The 20,470-nt window shown below is 73.4% G+C and carries 15 protein-coding genes; 10 read left to right on the top strand and 5 right to left on the bottom strand.

Annotated elements, in window-relative coordinates; genetic code table 11:
* The first annotated feature begins 94 nt into the window (after positions 1 to 94).
* Both IE245_RS16585 and IE245_RS16580 read left to right on the top strand, forming a co-directional pair.
* The gene (locus IE245_RS16585; protein ID WP_189948134.1) at positions 95 to 1,759 is read left to right on the top strand and encodes a succinic semialdehyde dehydrogenase; all 1,665 of its coding nucleotides are present in this window, start codon (positions 95 to 97) and stop codon (positions 1,757 to 1,759) included.
* 83 nt (positions 1,760 to 1,842) lie between these two features.
* Positions 1,843 to 3,678: a GMC oxidoreductase gene (locus IE245_RS16580; protein ID WP_189948132.1), complete on the top strand. Its 1,836-nt coding sequence runs from the start codon at positions 1,843 to 1,845 to the stop codon at positions 3,676 to 3,678.
* Positions 3,679 to 4,471: 793 nt separating this feature from the next.
* On the opposite strand, the gene IE245_RS16575 is transcribed toward IE245_RS16580, so the two are convergent.
* Positions 4,472 to 4,807 (bottom strand): chorismate mutase, encoded by a 336-nt coding sequence (locus IE245_RS16575; protein WP_189948129.1) that lies wholly within the window; start codon positions 4,805 to 4,807, stop codon positions 4,472 to 4,474.
* A gap of 370 nt (positions 4,808 to 5,177) precedes the next feature.
* On the opposite strand from IE245_RS16575, the gene guaA reads away from it, so the two are divergent.
* The 4 genes from guaA (at position 5,178) to IE245_RS16555 (ending at position 9,721) form a co-directional block, all read left to right on the top strand.
* The gene (gene guaA / locus IE245_RS16570; protein WP_189948127.1) at positions 5,178 to 6,770 is read left to right on the top strand and encodes a glutamine-hydrolyzing GMP synthase; all 1,593 of its coding nucleotides are present in this window, start codon (positions 5,178 to 5,180) and stop codon (positions 6,768 to 6,770) included.
* Positions 6,771 to 6,905: 135 nt separating this feature from the next.
* Complete coding sequence (locus IE245_RS16565; protein WP_189948125.1) at positions 6,906 to 7,694, top strand: class II aldolase/adducin family protein; 789 nt, start codon at positions 6,906 to 6,908, stop codon at positions 7,692 to 7,694.
* 158 nt (positions 7,695 to 7,852) lie between these two features.
* Positions 7,853 to 9,109, top strand: coding sequence for a hypothetical protein (locus tag IE245_RS16560; protein WP_189948124.1), 1,257 nt, complete (start codon positions 7,853 to 7,855; stop codon positions 9,107 to 9,109).
* Positions 9,110 to 9,199: 90 nt separating this feature from the next.
* Positions 9,200 to 9,721, top strand: coding sequence for a DoxX family protein (locus IE245_RS16555; protein WP_189948122.1), 522 nt, complete (start codon positions 9,200 to 9,202; stop codon positions 9,719 to 9,721).
* Between the two features lie 156 nt (positions 9,722 to 9,877).
* Here IE245_RS16555 and IE245_RS16550 read toward each other — a convergent pair whose 3' ends face one another.
* Complete coding sequence (locus IE245_RS16550; protein ID WP_189948120.1) at positions 9,878 to 11,242, bottom strand: PspC domain-containing protein; 1,365 nt, start codon at positions 11,240 to 11,242, stop codon at positions 9,878 to 9,880.
* Positions 11,243 to 11,399: 157 nt separating this feature from the next.
* Between IE245_RS16550 and IE245_RS16545 the strand changes: the two genes are divergently transcribed.
* Both IE245_RS16545 and IE245_RS16540 read left to right on the top strand, forming a co-directional pair.
* Positions 11,400 to 12,668, top strand: a complete 1,269-nt coding sequence (locus IE245_RS16545; protein WP_189948118.1) for an ATP-binding protein — start codon at positions 11,400 to 11,402, stop codon at positions 12,666 to 12,668.
* On the top strand, positions 12,665 to 13,405 hold the full coding sequence (locus tag IE245_RS16540; protein ID WP_189948117.1) for a LuxR C-terminal-related transcriptional regulator: 741 nt from the start codon (positions 12,665 to 12,667) through the stop codon (positions 13,403 to 13,405). The genes IE245_RS16545 and IE245_RS16540 overlap by 4 nt, the downstream gene beginning before the upstream one ends.
* 6 nt (positions 13,406 to 13,411) lie before the next feature.
* Here the strand turns inward: IE245_RS16540 and IE245_RS16535 are convergent, their stop codons facing one another.
* A complete protein-coding gene (locus IE245_RS16535) occupies positions 13,412 to 14,557 on the bottom strand; it encodes a C40 family peptidase (RefSeq protein WP_189948115.1) in 1,146 nt (381 codons plus the stop codon).
* 343 nt (positions 14,558 to 14,900) lie between these two features.
* Here IE245_RS16535 and IE245_RS16530 point away from each other — a divergent pair, with 343 nt between their 5' ends.
* Together IE245_RS16530 and pcrA are read left to right on the top strand one after the other, a co-directional pair.
* Complete coding sequence (locus IE245_RS16530) at positions 14,901 to 15,254, top strand: hypothetical protein (protein WP_189948113.1); 354 nt, start codon at positions 14,901 to 14,903, stop codon at positions 15,252 to 15,254.
* Between the two features lie 90 nt (positions 15,255 to 15,344).
* Positions 15,345 to 17,810, top strand: coding sequence for a DNA helicase PcrA (pcrA, locus tag IE245_RS16525; RefSeq protein WP_189948110.1), 2,466 nt, complete (start codon positions 15,345 to 15,347; stop codon positions 17,808 to 17,810).
* 77 nt (positions 17,811 to 17,887) lie between these two features.
* Here the strand turns inward: pcrA and IE245_RS16520 are convergent, their stop codons facing one another.
* A complete protein-coding gene (locus tag IE245_RS16520) occupies positions 17,888 to 19,333 on the bottom strand; it encodes a M23 family metallopeptidase (RefSeq protein WP_444545736.1) in 1,446 nt (481 codons plus the stop codon).
* 240 nt (positions 19,334 to 19,573) lie between these two features.
* Positions 19,574 to 20,404, bottom strand: a complete 831-nt coding sequence (locus tag IE245_RS16515) for an esterase/lipase family protein (protein ID WP_189948106.1) — start codon at positions 20,402 to 20,404, stop codon at positions 19,574 to 19,576.
* Between the last annotated feature and the right edge of the window lie 66 nt (positions 20,405 to 20,470).

Genomic DNA, 20,470 nt, shown 5'->3' with positions numbered 1-20,470 from the left:
ATGTGCCAGTGATCACTGGCGCGATGTGTGTGCGGGGTGAAAACGCGTTACCGGCGGGTACCCAAAGGTCGGAACGAGGCCTACCCTCGGCCTCATGACGGACTCGCAGGCCCCCGCCGCCCTCACGATCGCCGCCGACCCCGCCCCGGCGGCCCGCCCCGCCGCCCCGGCCGGCGCGACCAACCCGGTCGCCCCCGCGCCGGCCGGAGCCCGGACCGCCGCCGACGTCGTGACGCCCGAGCTGGTCGCCCGGCTCACCCGGGGGGTCGTCGGCTCCGGCCGCACCGCCAACCACACGCCCTTCACCGGGGCGAAGCTGGCGGACCTGCCGGAGGCCACCCCGGAGGACGTCGCCGAGGCGTTCGACCGCGCCCGCGCCGCCCAGGCCGCCTGGGCCGCCACCCCCGTCCGGGCCCGCGCCGCCGTCCTGCTGCGCTTCCACGACCTGGTCCTCGCCCGCCAGTCCGAGATCCTCGACCTCATCCAGCTGGAGACCGGCAAGGCCCGGCTGCACGCCCACGAGGAGGTCCTCGCGGTCGCCGTCGCCGCCCGCCACTACGGCCGCAAGGCGTCCTCGTACCTCCGCCCCAAGCGGCACACCGGCGTCGTCCCGACCCTCACCAAGGTCACCGAGCTGCGCCAGCCGCGCGGGGTCGTCGGCCAGATCGCGCCCTGGAACTACCCCTTTGAGCTCTCCGTCGGCGACGCCCTGCCCGCCTTCGTGGCGGGCAACGCGCTCGTCATGAAGCCCGACACCGAGACCGCGCTCACCGCCCTGTGGGCCCGCGAGCTGCTGATCGAGGCCGGGCTGCCCGCCGAGGTCTTCCAGGTCGTGCTCGGCGAGGGCCCGGTCGTCGGCCCCGAGGTCGTCCGCCACGCCGACTACGTCTCCTTCACCGGCTCCACCCGCACGGGCATCGAGGTCGCCAAGGGCGCCGCCGCCCGGCTCGTCGGCGTCTCCCTCGAACTCGGCGGCAAGAACGCCATGCTGGTCCTGAGGGACGCCGACGTCGAGAAGGCCGCCGAGGGCGCCGTCCGCGCCTGCTTCTCCTCCGCCGGCCAGCTCTGCATCTCCATCGAGCGCCTGTACGTCCACGAGTCGATCGCCGACGCCTTCCTCGACCGCTTCGCCGCCCGCACCAAGGCCATGCGCCTCGGCAACTCCCTCGCGTACGGCGCCGACATGGGCTCCCTCGTCGGCGAGCGCCAGCTGGAGGCCGTCACCCGGCACGTCGACGAGGCCGTCGCCAAGGGCGCCACGCTCGTCGCCGGCGGCGTCGCCCGCCCCGACCTCGGCCCGCTCTTCTACGAGCCGACCATCCTCGACGGCGTCGAGGCCCCGATGGCCGTCTGCGCCGAGGAGACCTTCGGCCCGGTCGTCTCGGTCTACCGCTTCACCGACGAGGACGAGGTGATCGAGCGCGCCAACGCCACCCCGTACGGCCTCAACTCCTCCGTCTGGACCACCGACGCGCGCCGCGGCCACGCCGTCGCCGCCCGGCTGCGCACCGGCACGGTCAACATCAACGAGGGGTACGCGCCCGCGTACGGCAGCGTCCGCGCGCCGATGGGCGGCATGAAGGACTCCGGCCTCGGCCGCCGCCACGGCTCCGAGGGCATCCTCAAGTACACCGAGGCCCAGACCGTCGCCCAGCAGCGGCTGATGCCGCTGGCGCCGTCCTTCGGGATGGACGACGCGACGTACGCGGCGGTGATGAGCCTCTCCCTGAAGGCGCTGAAGACCCTGCGCCTGAGCTGACGCCGCGTCCGCACCCGCCCGTGTCCGTCCAGCCGTGTTCCTTACGTTTCTCACTTTTCCCACGAGGTTCTGCGAGGAGAGCCATGACCGCGGTACCCCCTGCCCGAATCCAGGACGAGGCGGCCCCGGCCGAGGACGCGTACGACTACGACGTCCTCGTGGTCGGCTCCGGCTTCGGAGGTTCGGTCACCGCCCTCCGGCTCACCGAGAAGGGCTACCGGGTCGGCGTCCTGGAGGCCGGCCGCCGCTTCACCCGGGAGACCCTGCCGAAGAACTCCTGGGACCTGAAGAACTTCCTGTGGGCGCCGACCCTCGGCCTGTACGGCATCCAGCGCATCCACCTGCTCGGCAACGTGATGGTCCTCGCCGGCGCCGGCGTCGGCGGCGGCTCCCTCAACTACGCGAACACGCTGTACGAGCCGCTGGCGCCGTTCTTCGACGACCCGCAGTGGAAGGACATCACCGACTGGCGCGCCGAGCTCGCCCCGTACTACGACCAGGCGAAGCGGATGCTGGGCGTCCGGCTCAACCCGACGGTGACCCCCTCCGACGTGCACCTGAAGGCCGCCGCCCAGGCCATGGGGATCGGCGACACCTTCCACATGGCGCCGGTCGGCGTCTTCTTCGGGGACGGACAGGACGCCGTCGGCGAGGACGGGGCCGGCACCGCGAAGGCGAAGCCCGGCGGAGAGGTGGCCGACCCCTTCTTCGGCGGTGTGGGCCCCTCCCGCAAGGCGTGCATCGAGTGCGGCGAGTGCATGACCGGCTGCCGCCACGGCGCCAAGAACACCCTCAACGAGAACTACCTCTACCTCGCCGAGAAGGCGGGCGCGGTCGTCCACCCGATGACCTCGGTCGTCGCCGTCACCGAGGACTCGCGCGGCGGCTTCGCCGTGAAGACCCTCCCCACCGACAACCGGAAGAAGGGCAGGGGCCGCACCTTCACCGCCCGCCGGGTGGTCATCGCGGCCGGCACGTACGGCACCCAGACCCTGCTCCACCGCATGAAGGACAGCGGGCTGCTGCCCCGGATCTCCGCCCGGCTCGGCGAGCTGACCCGCACCAACTCGGAGGGCCTGGTCGGCGCCCAGACCACCGACCGCCGCTACCGGCGCAAGCACGGCGGGCAGAAGCCCGACTTCACCCGGGGCGTCGCCATCACCTCGTCCGTCCACCCGGACGCGAACACCCATATCGAGCCGGTCCGCTACGGCAAGGGCTCCAACTCGATGGGCGGCCTCACCGTCCTCCAGGTCCCGTACGGCGCCCACCGGGTGCGCAACTGGGCCCTCAACATGGCCCGGCACCCGCTGCTCGCGCTGCGCTCGCTCTCCAACCGGCGCTGGTCCGAGCGGACCATCATCGGCCTCGTCATGCAGTCCCTCGACAACTCGCTGACGACCTACCGCAAGCCCGGCGGCATCGGGAAGGGCCTGCTCACCGCCCGCCAGGGCCACGGGGCGCCGAACCCGACGCAGATCGAGGCGGCGACCCGGGCCGCGACCCTCCTCTCCGAGGAGATCAACGGCTTCGCCGGCTCCAACGTCGGCGAGCTGATGGGCACCCCGCTGACCGCGCACTTCCTCGGCGGCTGCCCCATCGGCGCGGACGCGGAGTCCGGCGTCATCGACCCCTACCACCGGCTCTACGGCCACCCGGGCATCTCGGTCGTCGACGGCTCGGCGGTCTCCGCCAACCTCGGTGTGAACCCGTCGCTGACGATCACCGCGCAGGCGGAGCGGGCCATGTCCTTCTGGCCGAACAAGGGCGAGGAGGACCCGCGGCCGCGGCAGGGCGAGGCGTACGCGCGCGTGGCGGCGGTCGAGCCGAAGTCCCCGGCGGTCCCGGCCGAGGCGTTCGGCGCGCTGCGGCTGCCCTTCCTCGGCATCCCGGCGGTCCCGCCGAAGAAGACGCTCTGACGGACGGAGGAGGACGTCCGGCCCCGGACGGACGGAAAGGGCGCTGCACCCCCCTCCGAGTGCAGCGCCCTTCCGGCTTTTCGGTGTTGCTGCATAGATGACCGCCGGACCCCGCCTTTGGTTGTAGGCGTTGTACGGGATCTTTGTGTGACGCGCGTCACGTCGTGGTGGCGGAGCGTGAAAAGGGCCCGTGCCGCGATTCCGGTCGCGGCACGGGCCCTGGGTCGGCACCGGTGTCAGGGCAGCGGCGGTGCCGAGCGGAGCGGCGCCGGGGGGTGCGCCGCGTCGGGGAGAAAAGTTCGGGGGAGAGGTCCGGGGGAGCCCGGGGAGAGGCCGGGGGGAGGGGGAGGGACGGCCCTGGGGACGAGGTGGAGCGGTGGGGGAAGGTGAGCCGGTTGCGGTCGGCCCCGGGCGTCCCCGGGACCGACCGCCCTTTCTGGGTGACCGGGCTGCTGTCCCCTGCCGTCCGGTCACGCGCGCTGGGGCGAGGTCCCACGACGTGCCAGAAGCACGTCACACGCCCCAGCGAAGCCACGCGTGGTTTCCTGCGGGCCCGCCCCTGGCTGGCACGGACACCCCGCTCAACGAAGCCCGGCGGGGGCCGGTCACGCGCCGTACGGGTGAGTCCGGCACCGAACGGGGGTGCGGGGACCCACCCGTCGGGTGCGGCGCCGGTGCGGGGGCGGGCCCAGGGAAGCGGAGGGCGGGCGCGGGCGGGTCCGGTCACGGGAAAGGGCGCGGGCGGGCCCGGGCGCGGAGGCGGGCGCGGGCGCGGAGGCGGGCGCGGGCCGTCTCAGACGCTGCCCCGGCACAGCTCCAGCATCGTCATCGCGAGCGCCGTGCCCGGCTTGCCCAGCGCGTCCCGGTAGTGGGCGAGCACGTCCATCTCGCGGGCGAGGTTCACCCGCCGGCCGCCGGAGGAGATCCGGGCCTCCTGGATCACCGCGGAGATCGCCATCCGCTCCTGGATGAGACCGATGATCCGGTCGTCCAGGGCGTCGATCCGCTCGCGGGCGTCGCCGATCAGCGAGGCCGCCTCGTTGGTGCGGGCGCCGGTCTGCTCGGCGAGGGTCTTCGGGGCGGCGGTCTTCGGAGCGGCGGTCTTCGGGGTGGCGGTCTTCGTGGTCATGCGGGGCTCCTGGGTGGTGTGGAGGCCCCGGATCGGCACGGCCCGGGAAACGACAGGCGCCCCGGGCCTTGTCGGCCCGGGGCGCCTGGGAAGTCGCTTGTCAGTTGCTCAAGCAGCACGACCATGGCAGCCGGTGGGCCGGTTGCCATAGGTAAACACGAAAGTCGAGTGCTTGCGCATGACGCCCAGTATGGCCCCCGCCCGCCGTACCGGGGCAAGTCGGGCCCGCATGGTGAGACGAAGGCCACCCCGGTTCGGATGGTGAGACGAAAAGCCTCACGCGCGCGCCGGTAGAATCGACAAATAGCCCCCTCCCTCGGGAAACCTCCCACCGCCGGGGGAGCCCTCCTACCGCCGGAAGGCCGCCGTAGTGTCATCAGCGTCCCCCGCTGCCGCGCCCGACGTCACCAACCCGGACGTAGTCCTCGTTGTCGACTTCGGCGCCCAGTACGCCCAGCTCATCGCCCGTCGCGTCCGTGAGGCGCGGGTCTACAGCGAGATCGTCCCGTCCACCATGCCGGTGGCCGAGATGCTGGCCAAGAACCCCAAGGCGATCATCCTCTCCGGCGGCCCGTCCTCCGTGTACGCCGAGGGCGCCCCGCGCCTCGACCGCTCGCTGTTCGAGGCCGGCGTTCCCGTCTTCGGCATGTGCTACGGCTTCCAGCTGATGGCGACCACGCTCGGCGGCACCGTCGACAACACCGGAGCCCGCGAGTACGGCCGCACCCCGCTGCACGTCTCCAAGGCCGGCTCCACCCTCTTCGAGGGCACCCCGGTCGAGCAGTCCGTGTGGATGTCGCACGGCGACGCGTGCTCCGCCGCCCCCGAGGGCTTCACCGTCACCGCCTCCACCGACGTGGTCCCGGTCGCCGCCTTCGAGAACGACGAGAAGAAGCTCTACGGCGTCCAGTACCACCCGGAGGTGCTGCACTCCACGCACGGCCAGCAGATCCTGGAGCACTTCCTCTACCGCGGCGCCGGCATCGAGCCCTCCTGGACGACCGGCAACGTCATCGAGGAGCAGGTCGCGGCCATCCGCGCCCAGGTCGGCGACAAGCGAGCCATCTGCGGCCTCTCCGGCGGCGTCGACTCCGCCGTGGCCGCGGCCCTCGTCCAGAAGGCCATCGGCGATCAGCTCACCTGCGTCTACGTCGACCACGGCCTGATGCGCAAGGGCGAGACCCAGCAGGTCGAGAAGGACTTCGTCGCCGCGACCGGCGCCCGCCTGGTCGTCGTCGACGCGGAGAAGCGCTTCCTCGACGCCCTCGCCGGCGTCTCCGACCCGGAGACCAAGCGGAAGATCATCGGCCGCGAGTTCATCCGCGTCTTCGAGCAGGCCCAGCTGGAGATCCTCCAGGAGGAGGGCCCCGAGGTCGCCTTCCTGGTCCAGGGCACCCTCTACCCGGACATCGTCGAGTCCGGCGGCGGCACCGGCACCGCCAACATCAAGTCGCACCACAACGTGGGCGGCCTCCCCGACGACATCGAGTTCGAGCTCGTCGAGCCGCTGCGGCAGCTCTTCAAGGACGAGGTCCGGATGGTCGGCCAGGAGCTCGGCCTCCCCGAGGAGATCGTCCAGCGCCAGCCCTTCCCGGGCCCCGGCCTCGGCATCCGCATCGTCGGCGAGGTCACCAAGGAGCGCCTGGACCTGCTCCGCGAGGCCGACGCCATCGCCCGCGAGGAGCTGAGCGCCGCCGGTCTCGACCGCGAGATCTGGCAGTGCCCGGTCGTGCTGCTCGCCGACGTCCGCTCCGTCGGCGTCCAGGGCGACGGCCGCACCTACGGTCACCCGATCGTCCTGCGCCCGGTCTCCTCCGAGGACGCCATGACGGCCGACTGGTCGCGCCTGCCGTACGAGGTCCTCGCCAAGATCTCCACCCGGATCACCAACGAGGTCGCCGACGTCAACCGCGTCGTCCTCGACGTCACCAGCAAGCCGCCGGGCACCATCGAGTGGGAGTGACCCCTCCCGCACGCGCACGAGGCCGCCGCCCCCGCACCCCGCGGGCGGCGGCCTCGCCGCTTCCCGGCCCGCCCGCCCGGACCCGTCCCGTCCGGCCTCTGGTGACTTGACGGGCCGGGCGTTACCTTCCGGCGCATGACCGAGACACCGGCCCCCGTCCCCGTCGACCGGCTCCACTTCGCCCTGCCGCCCGTCCACGCGACGGCCGAGGAGGAACGCGTCCACCGCAAGCAGCGGCTCGCCGGCGCGCTCCGCCTCTTCGGACGGCTCGGGTACGAGGAGGGCGTCTCCGGTCACATCACCGTCCGCGACCCGGAGTACGACGACTGCTACTGGGTGAACCCCTTCGGCGCCCCCTTCGGCGACCTCACCGCGAGCGACCTCGTCCTCGCCGACGGGGAGGGCCGGGTCGTCCTCGGCGGCCAGCACGTCAACCAGGCCGCCTTCACCGTCCACGCCCAGGTCCACCGCGCCCGCCCGGACGCCGTCGCCGTCGCGCACACCCACTCCACCCACGGCCGGGCGCTGGCCGCCCTCGGCGAACTCCTCGACCCCCTCACCCAGGAGGCCTGTGCCTTCTACCAGGACCACGCCCTCTACGACGCCTACACCGGCGTCACCGTCGACGCCGAGGAAGCCCGGCGGATCGCCCTCGCCCTCGGCCCCTTCAAGGGCATCGTCCTGCGCAACCACGGCCTTCTCACCGTCGGTGCCTCCGTCGACGCCGCCGCCTGGTGGTTCATCGCCATGGACCGCTGCGCCCGCATCCAGCTCGCCGCCCGCGCCGCCGGCAGACCCGTCCTCATCGACCACAAGGACGCCGTCGCCACCCGCGAACAGCTCGGCAGCGACCTCGTCGCCTGGATCAACTACCAGCCCCTCTGGCGCAGGATCAGCCGAGCGGAGCCCGAACTCCTGTCGTAACACCATCGCTTCACCCTTCTGTACGTCAATGGGATGGATCGGCAATCACTCTTCGGAGGGGCGCGCGCGGCCCTCCCGAGCACCCTCGGTGCGGCACAATTCCGAGCAACCAGCGGCAGGTTGAGGTCGAAACCTCGAACTCGGGAAGTGACAGCACCGTGGCGGTCCAAGAGGCGAGACACTACGGCGGGCGCCACGGCGCCGACGCCCACCCGACGGCCTGTGCCGGCCGCGCCCACTGCGGCGAGACCGGCCACCGGCGGGCCGTCGCCGCCTTCCTCGCCCGCCGGGAGGAACTCGCCGCCGGCCACGGCGTCCCCGTCGCCGTCGCCCACTCCCCGGTCGCCGCCCGCCAGTGGGTCTCCGACGAACTCGCCCAGTCCGCCCGCGCCGTCACCGCTCACGGCCGGGAGGCCGGACTCGCCTGGCTCACCCGCGTCCGCACCGGCAGCCTCGCCGCGATCTGGGCGGCGGTCCTCGCCCTCCTCCTCGGCCAGGCCCTCACCGCTCTCGGCACCGGCTGGACCACCACCCGCACCGCCGGCCTCTGCACCGCCCTCCTCCTCGCGGCCCCGCTCACCGCCGCCGCCCACGCCCACCGCGCCCGCGGCGGCCTCCTCGCCCCCCTCACCGGCGAGGACAACCGGCTGTCCACCACCCGCGCCGTCGCCGCCGCCTGGCTCCTCTTCCTCTGCTACGCCCTCCTCTTCCTCACCTTCCGCGCGCTCACCGTGCCCCCCGCCGCCTTCGGCCTCGCCCGCGCCGGCGGTCTCGTCACCGTCCTCGCCCTGGTCTCCGCCGTCGCCGTCACCGCCCGGCTCGTGGTCTCCACCCGGATCGCCGGCCGCCGGCTCCAGAAGGTCCGCGCCGACCGGCCCCGCGCCGCCGACCTCCTCTGCGACGACAACGGCCGCGCCGACCTCGCCGACGTCCAGTACGTCCTCGTCTCCGGCGCCGTCCTCGCCTTCGCCGCCGTCCGGCTCGCCGCCGACCCGGCCCGCCTTCCCGAACCGCCCTGGTCGCTCGTCCTGCTCCTCGCCGTCTCCGCCGCCTGGCACCTGGCCGCCAAGTGCACCGAGGGCGGCCCGCCCGTCGTCCACGCCGTGGTCCGCGCCCGCGAGGCCGGCGACCTCGACGCCCCCATCCGCACCGGCGACGACATCGAGATCCGCGGCCACGGCTTCGTCCCGCCCGGCGCCACCGCCCCGGACCCGCTCACCCGGCTCGTCGTCCGCATCGGCCCCGTCCACGCCCACGTGCCCCTGGTCCCGGTCCCCGGCGGCTTCGCCAACCCCACCGACACCGTCCTCACCGTCCCCCTCCCCGCAGACGTCGAGCCCGGCCGGGTCGAGATCTCCGTGGTCACCGCCGCCGGCTTCGAGACCAACCGGGTGACGGTCGACGTCGCCGACTGAGCATCCGGTCCCTCCCCGTGTCGCCTCACAGGCCAAGCGGAGACAATCGGTCCACGAACAGTCCTACGGGGCGTGGAGAGATGACCGATCATGAGCGAGTACACGGACCGCCCCCGAAGGCCCGCGTCCGGCCTCAAGGGCCGCACGGACGCCTGGCGGGCCACCGCCTCCCGCTACGCCCTCCTCCCGCTCCGGATCTTCCTCGGCGTCACCTTCGTCTACGCCGGCCTCGACAAGCTCACCGACCCGGCCTTCCTCGCCGACACCGGCACCGGCTCCATCGGCGAGACCATGCGCGGCGTCCGCGACTCCTCCGCCCTCCCCGGCCTCGTCGACCTCGCCCTCCGCAACCCCAGCGGCTTCGGCTACGCCATCGCCCTCGGCGAGCTCGCCGTCGGCCTGGGCACCCTCCTGGGCCTCTTCGCCCGGGTCGCCGCCCTCGGCGGCGCGCTGATCTCCCTGAGCCTCTGGCTCACCGTCAGCTGGCAGGTCCAGCCCTACTACCTCGGCAACGACCTCGCCTATCTCATGGCCTGGCTGCCGCTGCTGCTCGCCGGGGCGCCGGTGCTCTCCGCCGACCGGCTCCTCGCCGAACGCCGCCGGATGCCGTAGGCCACCCACGTCACCAGGCCGGCCACCCACAGCGCACACCACATCACCGGGACCGCCAGCCACCACGGGGCCGACCAGAAGCCGGCCAGCTCCCCGCCGTACGCCCCGGCCAGGCCGAGCGCGGCCACGCCGACGACCAGCCGGCCCGGACGGAACTCATGAAGCAGCACGGGTGACCTCCACCTGTCCGAGCCCGACCTCCAGCGAGAGGTCCAGCGTCCCCGCCGGGTCCGTCCCGGCGGGCGGGTTCAGCGTCCGCGTCTCGTCGCGGTCCGGGGCGACGTCGATGTCGTCCGGCGCCTGCCCCGGCAGCTGGAGATCACCGAGTCCCACCTGGGCGTGGAGCTTCACCACCACGTCCCGCGGCACGATCACCTCCACCTTCCCCGCGCCCACGTCCACCGCCGTCGCCACCGACTTCCCCTCGGGCACCGCGAGCCGGGACAGATCCAGCGTCCCCACCCCCGCGCCCAGGTCGTACCGCGGCTGGACGGCGGCCACCGTGGCCGGCGTCCACGTCTCGCGCGTCCAGTCCGTGGTGATCTCGTCCGGCAGGGCGACCGCCCCGGCGAGGAGCGCCGCCGTCACCACCGTCTGGACGATCGTCCCGAAGCCGGTCCGCCCCAGGAAACTGCTGACGACCAGACCCAGACCGAGCACCGCGAGCGCGGCCGCGAGGCCCGTCGCCAGACTGGTGCCCAGCGGCTGCGTCTCCCAGGTCAGGGCCGTGCCCGCGATCGCGGCGGCGATCGAGAGCAGATCGACGAGACCGGCGATCGAGTACGGACTGCGCCGCACCGACGGCGCCGGCCGCCCGGGATCGGCGGGCGGACCCCACTGGCTGCCCGGCTTCGGCACCTCGCCGCCCACCCGGCCCCGCTCGTCGACGATGCCGTGCGGGCCCCACAGGTAGCCGATGGCCACCTTGCCCGTCGACCCGTCCTTCACGATCGGGTCCCGCCACCACGAGCTCATCTCCCGCTCGATGAACGTCAGCGGCGGAGCCTTGGTCTCCGGCGGCACCGGGACCCGGACGTGCGGGGCCGCCGGCTTCGCCGCCGGGTCGCCCTCGGCCTCCCCGTCGACCCCGCGCCGCTGCGACCAGTACGCGGCACCGGCCGTCACCAGCGTCAGCGTCACCGCGAAGCCCAGCAGCGAGCCCGTCCGCAGCATCGACAGGAAGATGCCGCAGCCCACCAGCGCCATGAGTATCGCCGCGAGCGAGGCACCCGACACCCGGCCGGTCAGCAGCCGCCGCCCCTCGCTCTCCTCCTCGCCCGCGAGCGGGATCACCAGCCACGCGAAGCCGTAGAAGACCAGCCCTATGCCGCCGGTCACCGCCAGCACGGACAGCACGATCCGGAAGATCACCGGATCCATGTCGAAGTGCCGGCCGAGACCGCCGCAGACCCCGCCGACCACTCGGCTCGTGTGCGAGCGGCGCAGGGGAGCGGCCGGCGCCGCGCCGGCGGCCGGCGGGGCCTCGTGCTGCGTGTGCTGCGAACGCGTCGAACTCGTCATGCGTCCATGGTGACCGCCCGTGACCCCGGGACGGCACCGGGAACGACCCTGGCACGACCCTGATATTCGGCGGCCGCGCCACCCCGAGACGAACCCGGGGTCGATCTCAGGGCGGACCCTGATGTCCGGGGCGCGCCGGGCGTGTGACGATCGGTGCATGTCCGCAACCGCTCGTGTCACCGACACCGACGAACCGCCCGTGCGCAGGCTCTACCGGAGCGCCGACGGGCGGTGGCTCGGCGGCGTCGCGCGCGGTCTGGCCGGACACCTCGGTCTGCCCGTCGCGTGGGTGCGCGCCGTCTTCGCGGTGCTCGTCCTCACCGAGGGCCTCGGGCTGCTGCTGTACGCGGTGTTCTGGATCGTCGTCCCGCTCGGCGTCGGCGGCAAGGCCGAGTCCCGCCCTCTCTTCGAGGTCTCCGAGGACGGCAGGCGCCGGCTCCGAAAACCCGACCGCGGCCAGATCCTCGCCCTCGTCGCCCTGGCGATCGGCGCGTCCGTCTTCATCGCGAACCTGCGGATCGACGGCGAGACCGGACGGTACGTGTGGCCGACGCTCCTCATCGGCGTCGGTGTCGTCCTGGTCTGGCGCCAGGCGGACAACGCCCGCGCCGAGGTCTGGACCGGCCGGGGGGCCACGCGACATCGGCGCAGCTTCCACCTCGTGCGGGGGCTCGTCGGCGTGGCCCTGGTCGGCACCGGCCTCGCCGTCTTCGTCGTCGTGCGCGGCTCCATCGCCCAGATCGGCACCGCGCTGACCGCCTCCGTCGCCGTCCTCACCGGCATAGCGCTCCTCGCCGGCCCCTGGCTCATACGGATGTCGCAGGACCTCACCGCGGAACGGACCCTGCGCATCCGCGCCCAGGAGCGGGCCGAGGTCGCCGCCCACGTCCACGACTCCGTCCTCCACACCCTCACCCTGATCCAGCGCAACGCCGACGACGCCGGTGAGGTCCGCCGGCTCGCCCGCGCCCAGGAGCGGGAGCTGCGGAACTGGCTCTACAAGCCCGAGGGCACCGGCAAGGACGAGGAGCCCGAGACCCTCGCCGAGGCGGTGAAGCGGGCAGCCGCCGAGGTCGAGGACAACCACGGCGTGCCCCTGGAGGTCGTCGTCGTCGGAGACTGCCCGCTCGACGAGAAGCTGGCCGCGCAGATGCAGGCCGCGCGCGAGGCGATGGTCAACGCCGCGAAGTACGGTGGCGAGGGCGGAGCGGTGCAGGTGTACGCCGAGGTGGAGGGGCGCACGGTGTTCGTGTCGGTGCGCGACCGCGGCCCCGGGTTCGACCTGGACCAGGTCCCCGAGGACAGAATGGGCGTACGGGAATCGATCATCGGCCGGATGCAGCGCAACGGCGGCACGGCTCGCCTGCGGGCCGTGCCGGGCGGGGGTACCGAGGTCGAGCTGGAGATGGAGAGGGCGGACGGATGAGCGACGAGACCGGGACGACGGCCGGAGCCGGCGGGGAGACGGGCGCGGACGGGGCGGGGAGCGCGGGCGGTGCCGGGCGCCGGGTGCGGGTCGTCCTCGTCGACGACCACCGGATGTTCCGCACCGGCGTGCAGGCCGAGATCGGACGGACCGACGTCACCGGCGTCGAGGTCGTGGGCGAGGCCGCCGACGTCGACCAGGCCGTCACCGTGATCACCGCGACCAGGCCGGAGGTCGTCCTCCTCGACGTCCACCTGCCCGGCGGCGGCGGGGTCGAGGTGCTGCGCCGCTGCGCCGGGCTGATGGCGGCCGCCGAGGACCCGGTCCGCTTCCTCGCGCTCTCCGTCTCGGACGCGGCGGAGGACGTGATCGGCGTGATCCGGGGCGGTGCCCGCGGCTATGTGACCAAGACGATCACGGGCACCGACCTGGTGGACTCGATCTTCCGGGTGCAGGAGGGGGACGCCGTCTTCTCCCCGCGCCTCGCCGGCTTCGTGCTGGACGCCTTCGCGTCCACCGACGCGCCTCCGGTGGACGAGGACCTGGACCGGCTGACCCAGCGGGAGCGGGAGGTGCTCCGGCTGATCGCCCGCGGCTACGCGTACAAGGAGGTCGCCAAGCAGCTGTACATCTCGGTGAAGACCGTCGAGTCGCACGTCTCCGCGGTGCTCCGCAAGCTCCAGCTCTCCAACCGGCACGAGCTGACCCGCTGGGCCACCGCCCGCCGTCTGGTCTGAGGCGGCTCAGGCGACGCGGGTGGCGCCCGCGAAGGGCATCTCGTCGATCGGCGCGATCCGGACGGGGGCGCCGGGCCGGGGCGCGTGGATCATCTGACCGCCGCCGATGTAGAGGCCCACGTGGCTGATCCCCGAGTAGAAGAAGACCAGGTCGCCCGGGGCCAGCTCGGAGCGGGAGACCCGGCGTCCGGCGTTGATCTGGGTGTAGGTGGTGCGGGGCAGGGAGACCCCGGCGGCGCGCCAGGCGGCCTGGGTGAGCCCCGAGCAGTCGTAGGCGGAGGGGCCGGTGGCGCCCCAGACGTACGGCTTGCCGAGCTGGGCGCGGGCGAAGGAGAGGGCGGCCGAGGCGCGGCCGGTGGCGGGAGCGGAGACGGAGGCGGAGGCCGGGGTGGTTCCGGGCCCGGCGCTCGTGCCCCGGTCGCCGGAGGAGCGGTCCGCCCGGGCCGTGGCACCGCTCCCGGCGGCCGTGCCGGAGGCCCCGGCGGCCGCGGGAGTGGTGCGGGCGGCGACGGCGGCTTCGTAGCGGGCCCGTTCCTCGGCGGTGAGGCGGGCGAGCAGCCGGCGGGCGGCGGCGAGCTTGTCGAGGACGGCGGCCTTCTGGCGGCGCAGTTCGGCCTCGTGGCCGCGCAGGGCGGTGAGCCGGTCGGCGGACTCGGCGCGCAGCTGGGCGAGTCCGGCGATCTCCCGGCGTACGGCGGTGACGGCGGCGGCCTGGCGGTCGCCGGCCTTCTGGGCGAGGGCGGCCCGCTCCAGGTAGTCGTCCGGGTCCGAGGTGAGGGCGAGCTGGAGGGCCGGGTCGAGGCCGCCGGAGCGGTACTGGGCCGCGGCGACGGCCCCGAGGCTCTGGCGGGCGGTGTTCAGCCGCTCGGTGCGGCGGGCGGCCTCGTCGCGGAGCCGGTCGTAGGAGACGCGGGCGGCGTCGGCCCGTTCCTTCGCGCCGTTGTACCGCTCGGTGGCGACCTCGGCCTCCTGGTAGAGGCGGTCGACCTCGGTCCTGACCTGGGCGGGGGTGCGGCGGGGTCCGGCCGGGTCGGCGTGCCCGGAGCCCTCGAAGAGGGTCGCGGTGGCCGCGGAGGCGAGGGCGAGCGTGGCGGCCGTGCGGGCCGCGGGGCGGCCGAGCGGAGACGGCCGGGGTTTTCGGTGCGCTGCCACGAGGGCGGGTCACATCCTCTCCCTGTGGGGGACGGTGCCGGCCGGGGCCGGCGGCGGACCGCACAGGGGAGACGGGCCGCCGCCGGGGTTCTCCGGCGGGGGGCCGGCACCGCCGGGTGGACCGGCGGGGTGGGGCGCCGACCACCTGGGGCAGGACGCTAGACCCGGGCGTCACGCGCCGGCCGGGGCTTGACCGCTATTGGCGTCGGATGGCCCTCGGGGACCGTTTCCTTTCGCCCGCGCGGGTGGTCGGCGAAGGTTTCCAGGGGGTGGGCGACCGAAGCGGGGGAGTGGGTGGACCCGGCCGGAGAGCGGTGTTAGGGGCACGGTTAGGCTCCGCCCCATGGACGTCCTCATCAATGTCTTCGTCGCGCTGCACATCATCGGCATCGCCTCCCTCCTGGGCGGTTTCCTCACCCAGATGAAGGCGATCGGGGCCGGCACGGCCCGCTTCAACCCGGCCATGCTGCACGGCGCGCTGACCATGCTGGTCACCGGCGTCGCGCTCGTGGGCCTCAACCAGGCCGACGACCAGACGGTGAACAACCTCAAGATCGGCATCAAGCTGGCGATCCTCGTGGTGATCCTCGGCATCGTCTACGTCAAGCGCGACGACGAGACCGCCGACAAGGGCCTCTTCGCCGCCGTCGGCGGCCTGACCACGGCGAACGTCTTCATCGCGACCCTCTGGGTCTGAGCCGCGCCCGCCGGGGGTGGGGGCCGTCACGTCCGCGACCTGACGAAGGCGGGACCGGATGTCGGCGCGGCGTCCTAGACTCGTGAGGCGATGAGCAGCCTCTTTGACGACAGCTTCCTGGCCGGCCTCCAGTCCCACTCCCCGGAGGACGCCCCGCCCCCGCCCGAGGACGACGAGCACGGCGCCCCGGCGGAGGAGGTCCCGCACGACCTGTTCGGGGAGCACTTCGACGCGCCCCCGCCCCGCGACCCGTACTACCGGGACGGCGCCCACCGCCCGGCCGTGGACCCGGCCTCCCTCCTGGACGGGCTCAACGAGCAGCAGCGGGCCGCCGTCGTCCACACGGGTTCCCCGCTGCTCATCGTGGCCGGCGCCGGCTCCGGCAAGACCCGGGTCCTCACCCACCGCATCGCCCACCTCCTGGGCACGCGGTACGTGCACCCCGGCCAGATACTGGCGATCACCTTCACCAACAAGGCCGCCGGCGAGATGAAGGAGCGCGTCGAGCAGCTCGTCGGCCCGCGGGCCAACGCGATGTGGGTGATGACCTTCCACAGCGCCTGCGTCCGCATCCTGCGCCGGGAGAGCAAGCGGCTCGGCTTCACCTCCTCCTTCTCGATCTACGACGCCGCCGACTCCAAGCGCCTCATGGCGCTGGTCTGCCGCGACCTGGACCTCGACCCGAAGAAGTTCCCGCCGAAGTCCTTCAGCGCCAAGATCTCCAACCTGAAGAACGAGCTGATCGACGAGGAGACCTTCGCCGACCAGGCCGCCGACGGCTTCGAGAAGACGCTGGCCGAGGCGTACCGGATGTACCAGGCGCGCCTGCGCGAGGCGAACGCGCTGGACTTCGACGACATCATCATGACGACGGTCCACCTGCTCCAGGCGTTCCCGGACGTCGCCGAGCACTACCGCCGCCGCTTCCGCCACGTCCTCGTCGACGAGTACCAGGACACCAACCACGCCCAGTACACCCTGGTGCGCGAGCTGGTCGGCACCGGCTACGAGGACCTCGGCCCGGCCGAGCTGTGCGTCGTCGGCGACGCCGACCAGTCGATCTACGCCTTCCGCGGCGCGACGATCCGCAACATCCTCCAGTTCGAGGAGGACTACCCGGACGCGACGACGATCCTCCTGGAGCAGAACTACCGCTCCACCCAGACGATCCTCTCGGCCGCCAACGCGGTCATCGAGCGCAACGAGTCCCGCCGCCCCAAGAACCTGTGGACCAACGCCGGCGCGGGCGCCCAGATCACCGGCTACGTCGCGGACACCGAGCACGACGAGGCCCAGTTCGTCGCCGACGAGATCGACCGGCTCACGGACAAGGGCGAGGCGAAGGCCGGCGACGTGGCCGTCTTCTACCGGACCAACGCCCAGTCCCGCGTCTTCGAAGAGATCTTCATCCGCGTCGGCCTGCCCTACAAGGTCGTCGGCGGCGTGCGCTTCTACGAGCGCAAGGAGGTCCGGGACGTCCTCGCCTACCTGCGCGTCCTCGCCAACCCCGAGGACAACGTCCCGCTGCGCCGGATCCTCAACGTCCCCAAGCGGGGCATCGGCGAGCGCGCCGAGGCGATGATCGACGCCCTCTCGCTCCGCGAGAAGATCACCTTCCCGCAGGCCCTCAAGCGGGTCGACGAGGCCTACGGCATGGCCGCCCGCTCGGCCAACGCCGTGAAGCGGTTCAACGTCCTCATGGACGAGCTCCGCACCATCGCCGAGTCCGGCGCGGGCCCCGCCGTCGTCCTGGAGGCCGTCCTGGAGCGGACCGGCTACCTCGCCGAGCTCCAGGCCTCCACCGACCCGCAGGACGAGACCCGGATCGAGAACCTCCAGGAACTCGCCGCCGTGGCACTGGAGTTCGAGCAGGAGCGCGGGGAGGAGGAAGGAGCCGGGACCCTCGCCGAGTTCCTGGAGAAGGTCGCGCTCGTCGCCGACTCCGACCAGATCCCCGACGAGGACGAGGAGGGCTCCGGCGTCATCACGCTGATGACCCTGCACACCGCGAAGGGCCTGGAGTTCCCGGTGGTCTTCCTCACCGGCATGGAGGACGGCGTCTTCCCGCACATGCGCGCCCTCGGCCAGACGAAGGAGCTGGAGGAGGAGCGGCGCCTGGCGTACGTGGGCATCACCCGCGCCCGCGAGCGGCTGTACCTCACCCGCTCGTCGATGCGCAGCGCCTGGGGCCAGCCCTCGTACAACCCGGCCTCCCGCTTCCTGGAGGAGATCCCGCCGGCGTACCTGGAGTGGAAGCGGACGGGGCCGGTGGCGAAGCCCGCCGGTCCGACCTCGGGGATCGCCTCCTCGCTGACGGCCTCGCTCTCCTCCTCGCGCGCCCGCTCCGGCCCGTCCGGCTTCGCGACGCGCCGCGCGGGCTCGGACAAGCCGGTGGTCTCGCTGACGGTCGGCGACCGGGTCACCCACGACCAGTTCGGCCTGGGCACGGTCCTGGCGGTGTCGGGCGAGGGCGACAAGGCACAGGCGACGATCGACTTCGGCGACGAGAAGCCGAAGCGGCTGGTGCTACGGTACGCGCCGGTCGAGAAGCTCTAGCCACCCGTCTCCAGTCACCCGTACGGGGGAGGGCCCGGTCCAGCTGGACCGGGCCCTCCCCCGTACGGGTGCGGGTCTCAGCTCGTGGGGTCCAGGCCCTTGCTGCGCAGCCAGGTCAGCGGGTCGATCGCGGAGCCGCCGCCGGGCCGGACCTCGAAGTGGAGGTGCGGGCCGGTGGAGTTGCCGGAGTTGCCGGAGTAGGCGATGACGTCGCCGGCCTTGACCTGGCCCCAGCGGATCTTGGTGCTGCTGAGGTGGCAGTACCAGGTCTCGGTGCCGTCGGCGGCGGTCACGATCGCCATGTTGCCGTAGGCGGGGTTCCACTGGGTGCGGACGGTGCCGTCGGTCGCGGCCATGACGGGGGTGCCGTACTGCACCGGGAAGTCGATGCCGGTGTGCAGGGACATCCAGTTGACGCCGGACTGGCCGTAGCGGGCGCTGAGCTGGTGCAGCTTCACCGGAAGCATGAACTTGGGGCGCATGGCCTCCTTGCGGGCCGCCTCCTCCTCGCGCTTCTTCTTCTCGGCGGCCTGGCGGGCCTTGAGGTCGATGCGCTCCTGGGTGCGGCTGGCGCGGTCGCCGAAGTCGCGGACGTCGGCGTCGAGGGCGCTGAGCTGGGTGTCGAGCGCGGTGTTGGCCGCCATCTGCTTCACGGCGGCCGGGTCGGCGGCGGCGAGCGCGGTGGTGTCCTTCTGCTTCGGGGCCTCGGTGCCGCCGGTGAGCCCGCCGACGGAGGCGGCCGCGATGCCGGCGACGCCCATGACGCAGGCGGAGGGAACGGCGACGGTCAGCAGCGCGGAGCGTTTGGCGGGGGTGCGGCGCCGGGCGCGGCTGCCGCCGGCGGAGCGGCGCACGGGGCGGGCGGCGGCGGCGTCGGTACGGACCTCGGTGGCGGGCTCGGGGGTCTCGGCGGACGCGTCCTCGTGGCCCGGTCCGGTCTCGTACGCGACGTCCTCGTACGCGACGTCGGCCTCGGACTCGTACGCCGTCTCCGGCTCGGGGGCCGGTTCGTAGGCGAACTCGGCGGTGTGGTCGGCCTGTTCGGCCGTGGGGACGTACTGCTGGGGGACGACCGGCTCGACCGGGTCGGCGGTCTGGTTCCAGGCGGTGGCGTCGTACGCGCCGGTGTCGGTCGCGAAGGCGGGGGCGGCCCACTGGCCGGTGGCGTCGTACGCCTCCTGGCCGTACGCGCCCTGCGCCGTGTAGGCGCCGGAGTGCAGGGTCTCGTACTGGCCGGTGTGCTGCGCCTCGGTCCAGGCGGAGGCGTCCCACTGGCCCGTCGTGTCGTACTGCTGGTGCTGCCCGTACACGTCCTGTGCCGGGTAGGCGTCCGTGGCGGTGCTCCACTGGCCGGTCGTGTCGTACGCGCCGGCGGCGGCGTGCTGACCGAGGTCCCACTGGCCGCTGTGGCCGGTCTGGCCGGCGTCGGACCAGGCCCCGAAGAGCGGGTCGGCCGCGAAGCCGCCGGTGAGGTGGGCGCCGTCTCCGGCGTACCCGGCGTGGGGGTGCTGGTCGTTCACCAACGTCTCTCTCGCCTCGGCAGCAGGACCAGTCCGGGGCGGGCCCGACAGGGGGTGTCCCGGGGGGGAAGCAGTGGCGCGACTGTACCCGGCGGTACGCGGGACCGACAATCTTCGGCGGGCTTGGACGGCGCAGGAAACGGGCAATCGGCAGTGTTTCGCCAGCTCGCGCACAGACCTTTGGCCTTGTGTTCGAGAGATGTTCGAAAAACGGGTCGGGGGTGTCGCCGTCGACTGGCGACTTCAAGCCACCGAGGAAGCCCCTTCGGCCGTTCCTTCGGCGATCCCCTCGGCCGCCCCTTCCGCCCCGCCGTCCTCGGCCGCGTCCCCGTCGAGGGCGGTGAGGATTCCGGTCGCCACCGTCGGGTGCACGGGCAGTGCCAGGTGGCCGATGCCGCTCACCCGCACGTTGTGCACCCGCAGGTCGGGATGGTCGAGGCGGGCCGTCTCCACCGGCACCATGATCCGGTCCAGGTCGCTCCAGAAGCTCACGAACCGCGTCCGGCAGCCCGGTGCCGGCGCGGCCAGCTCCCGCAGCACCTCGGACCCCGGGCGCATCTGCCGCACCAGCGGGTGCGCGTCGGCGAGCGGCGCCGCCACCGAGGTGCCGGCGTGCGGGGTGCCGAGGGTGACGAGGGTCCGCACCCGTGCGTCACCGCCGAGGCGCTGTACGTAATAACGGGCGACGAGCCCGCCCAGGCTGTGCCCCACCAGGTCCACCTCGGTCCGGCCGGTGCGGACCAGGACGGCCTCGATCCGCCGCCCCAGGGCCTCGGCGGCGGTCCGCAGGTCGGCGGTGAGCGGCGGGTAGTCGAGGGACACGACGTGGTGGCGGCCGTGCCGGGCGAGCGCGCGGCGCAGCAGCAGGAAGACGGAGCGGTTGTCGACGAAACCGTGCAGCAGCACCACCGGACGGCCGCCGCCGCCCGCGAGAGGCACGGGCCCGTCGTTCGGGCGCGCCGGGGCGAGGCGCTCCGGAACGATCCCGGACGGATAGAGGACGAGGCGGCCGGTGAGGACGGCGGCTTCGAGGGTGGTGGCCTTCAACAGGGCGGTGACCTTGGCGAACTCCATCGCCGACCTCCCGTGCGGCGCCGGGGCGCGGTACGCCGGGGCCCGTGCCGTACGGACGACGGCACG

It is taken from the genome of Streptomyces roseolus, assembly GCF_014649855.1.
Lineage (GTDB): Bacteria > Actinomycetota > Actinomycetes > Streptomycetales > Streptomycetaceae > Streptomyces > Streptomyces roseolus.
This window is presented reverse-complemented; position numbering and strand designations above follow the sequence as displayed.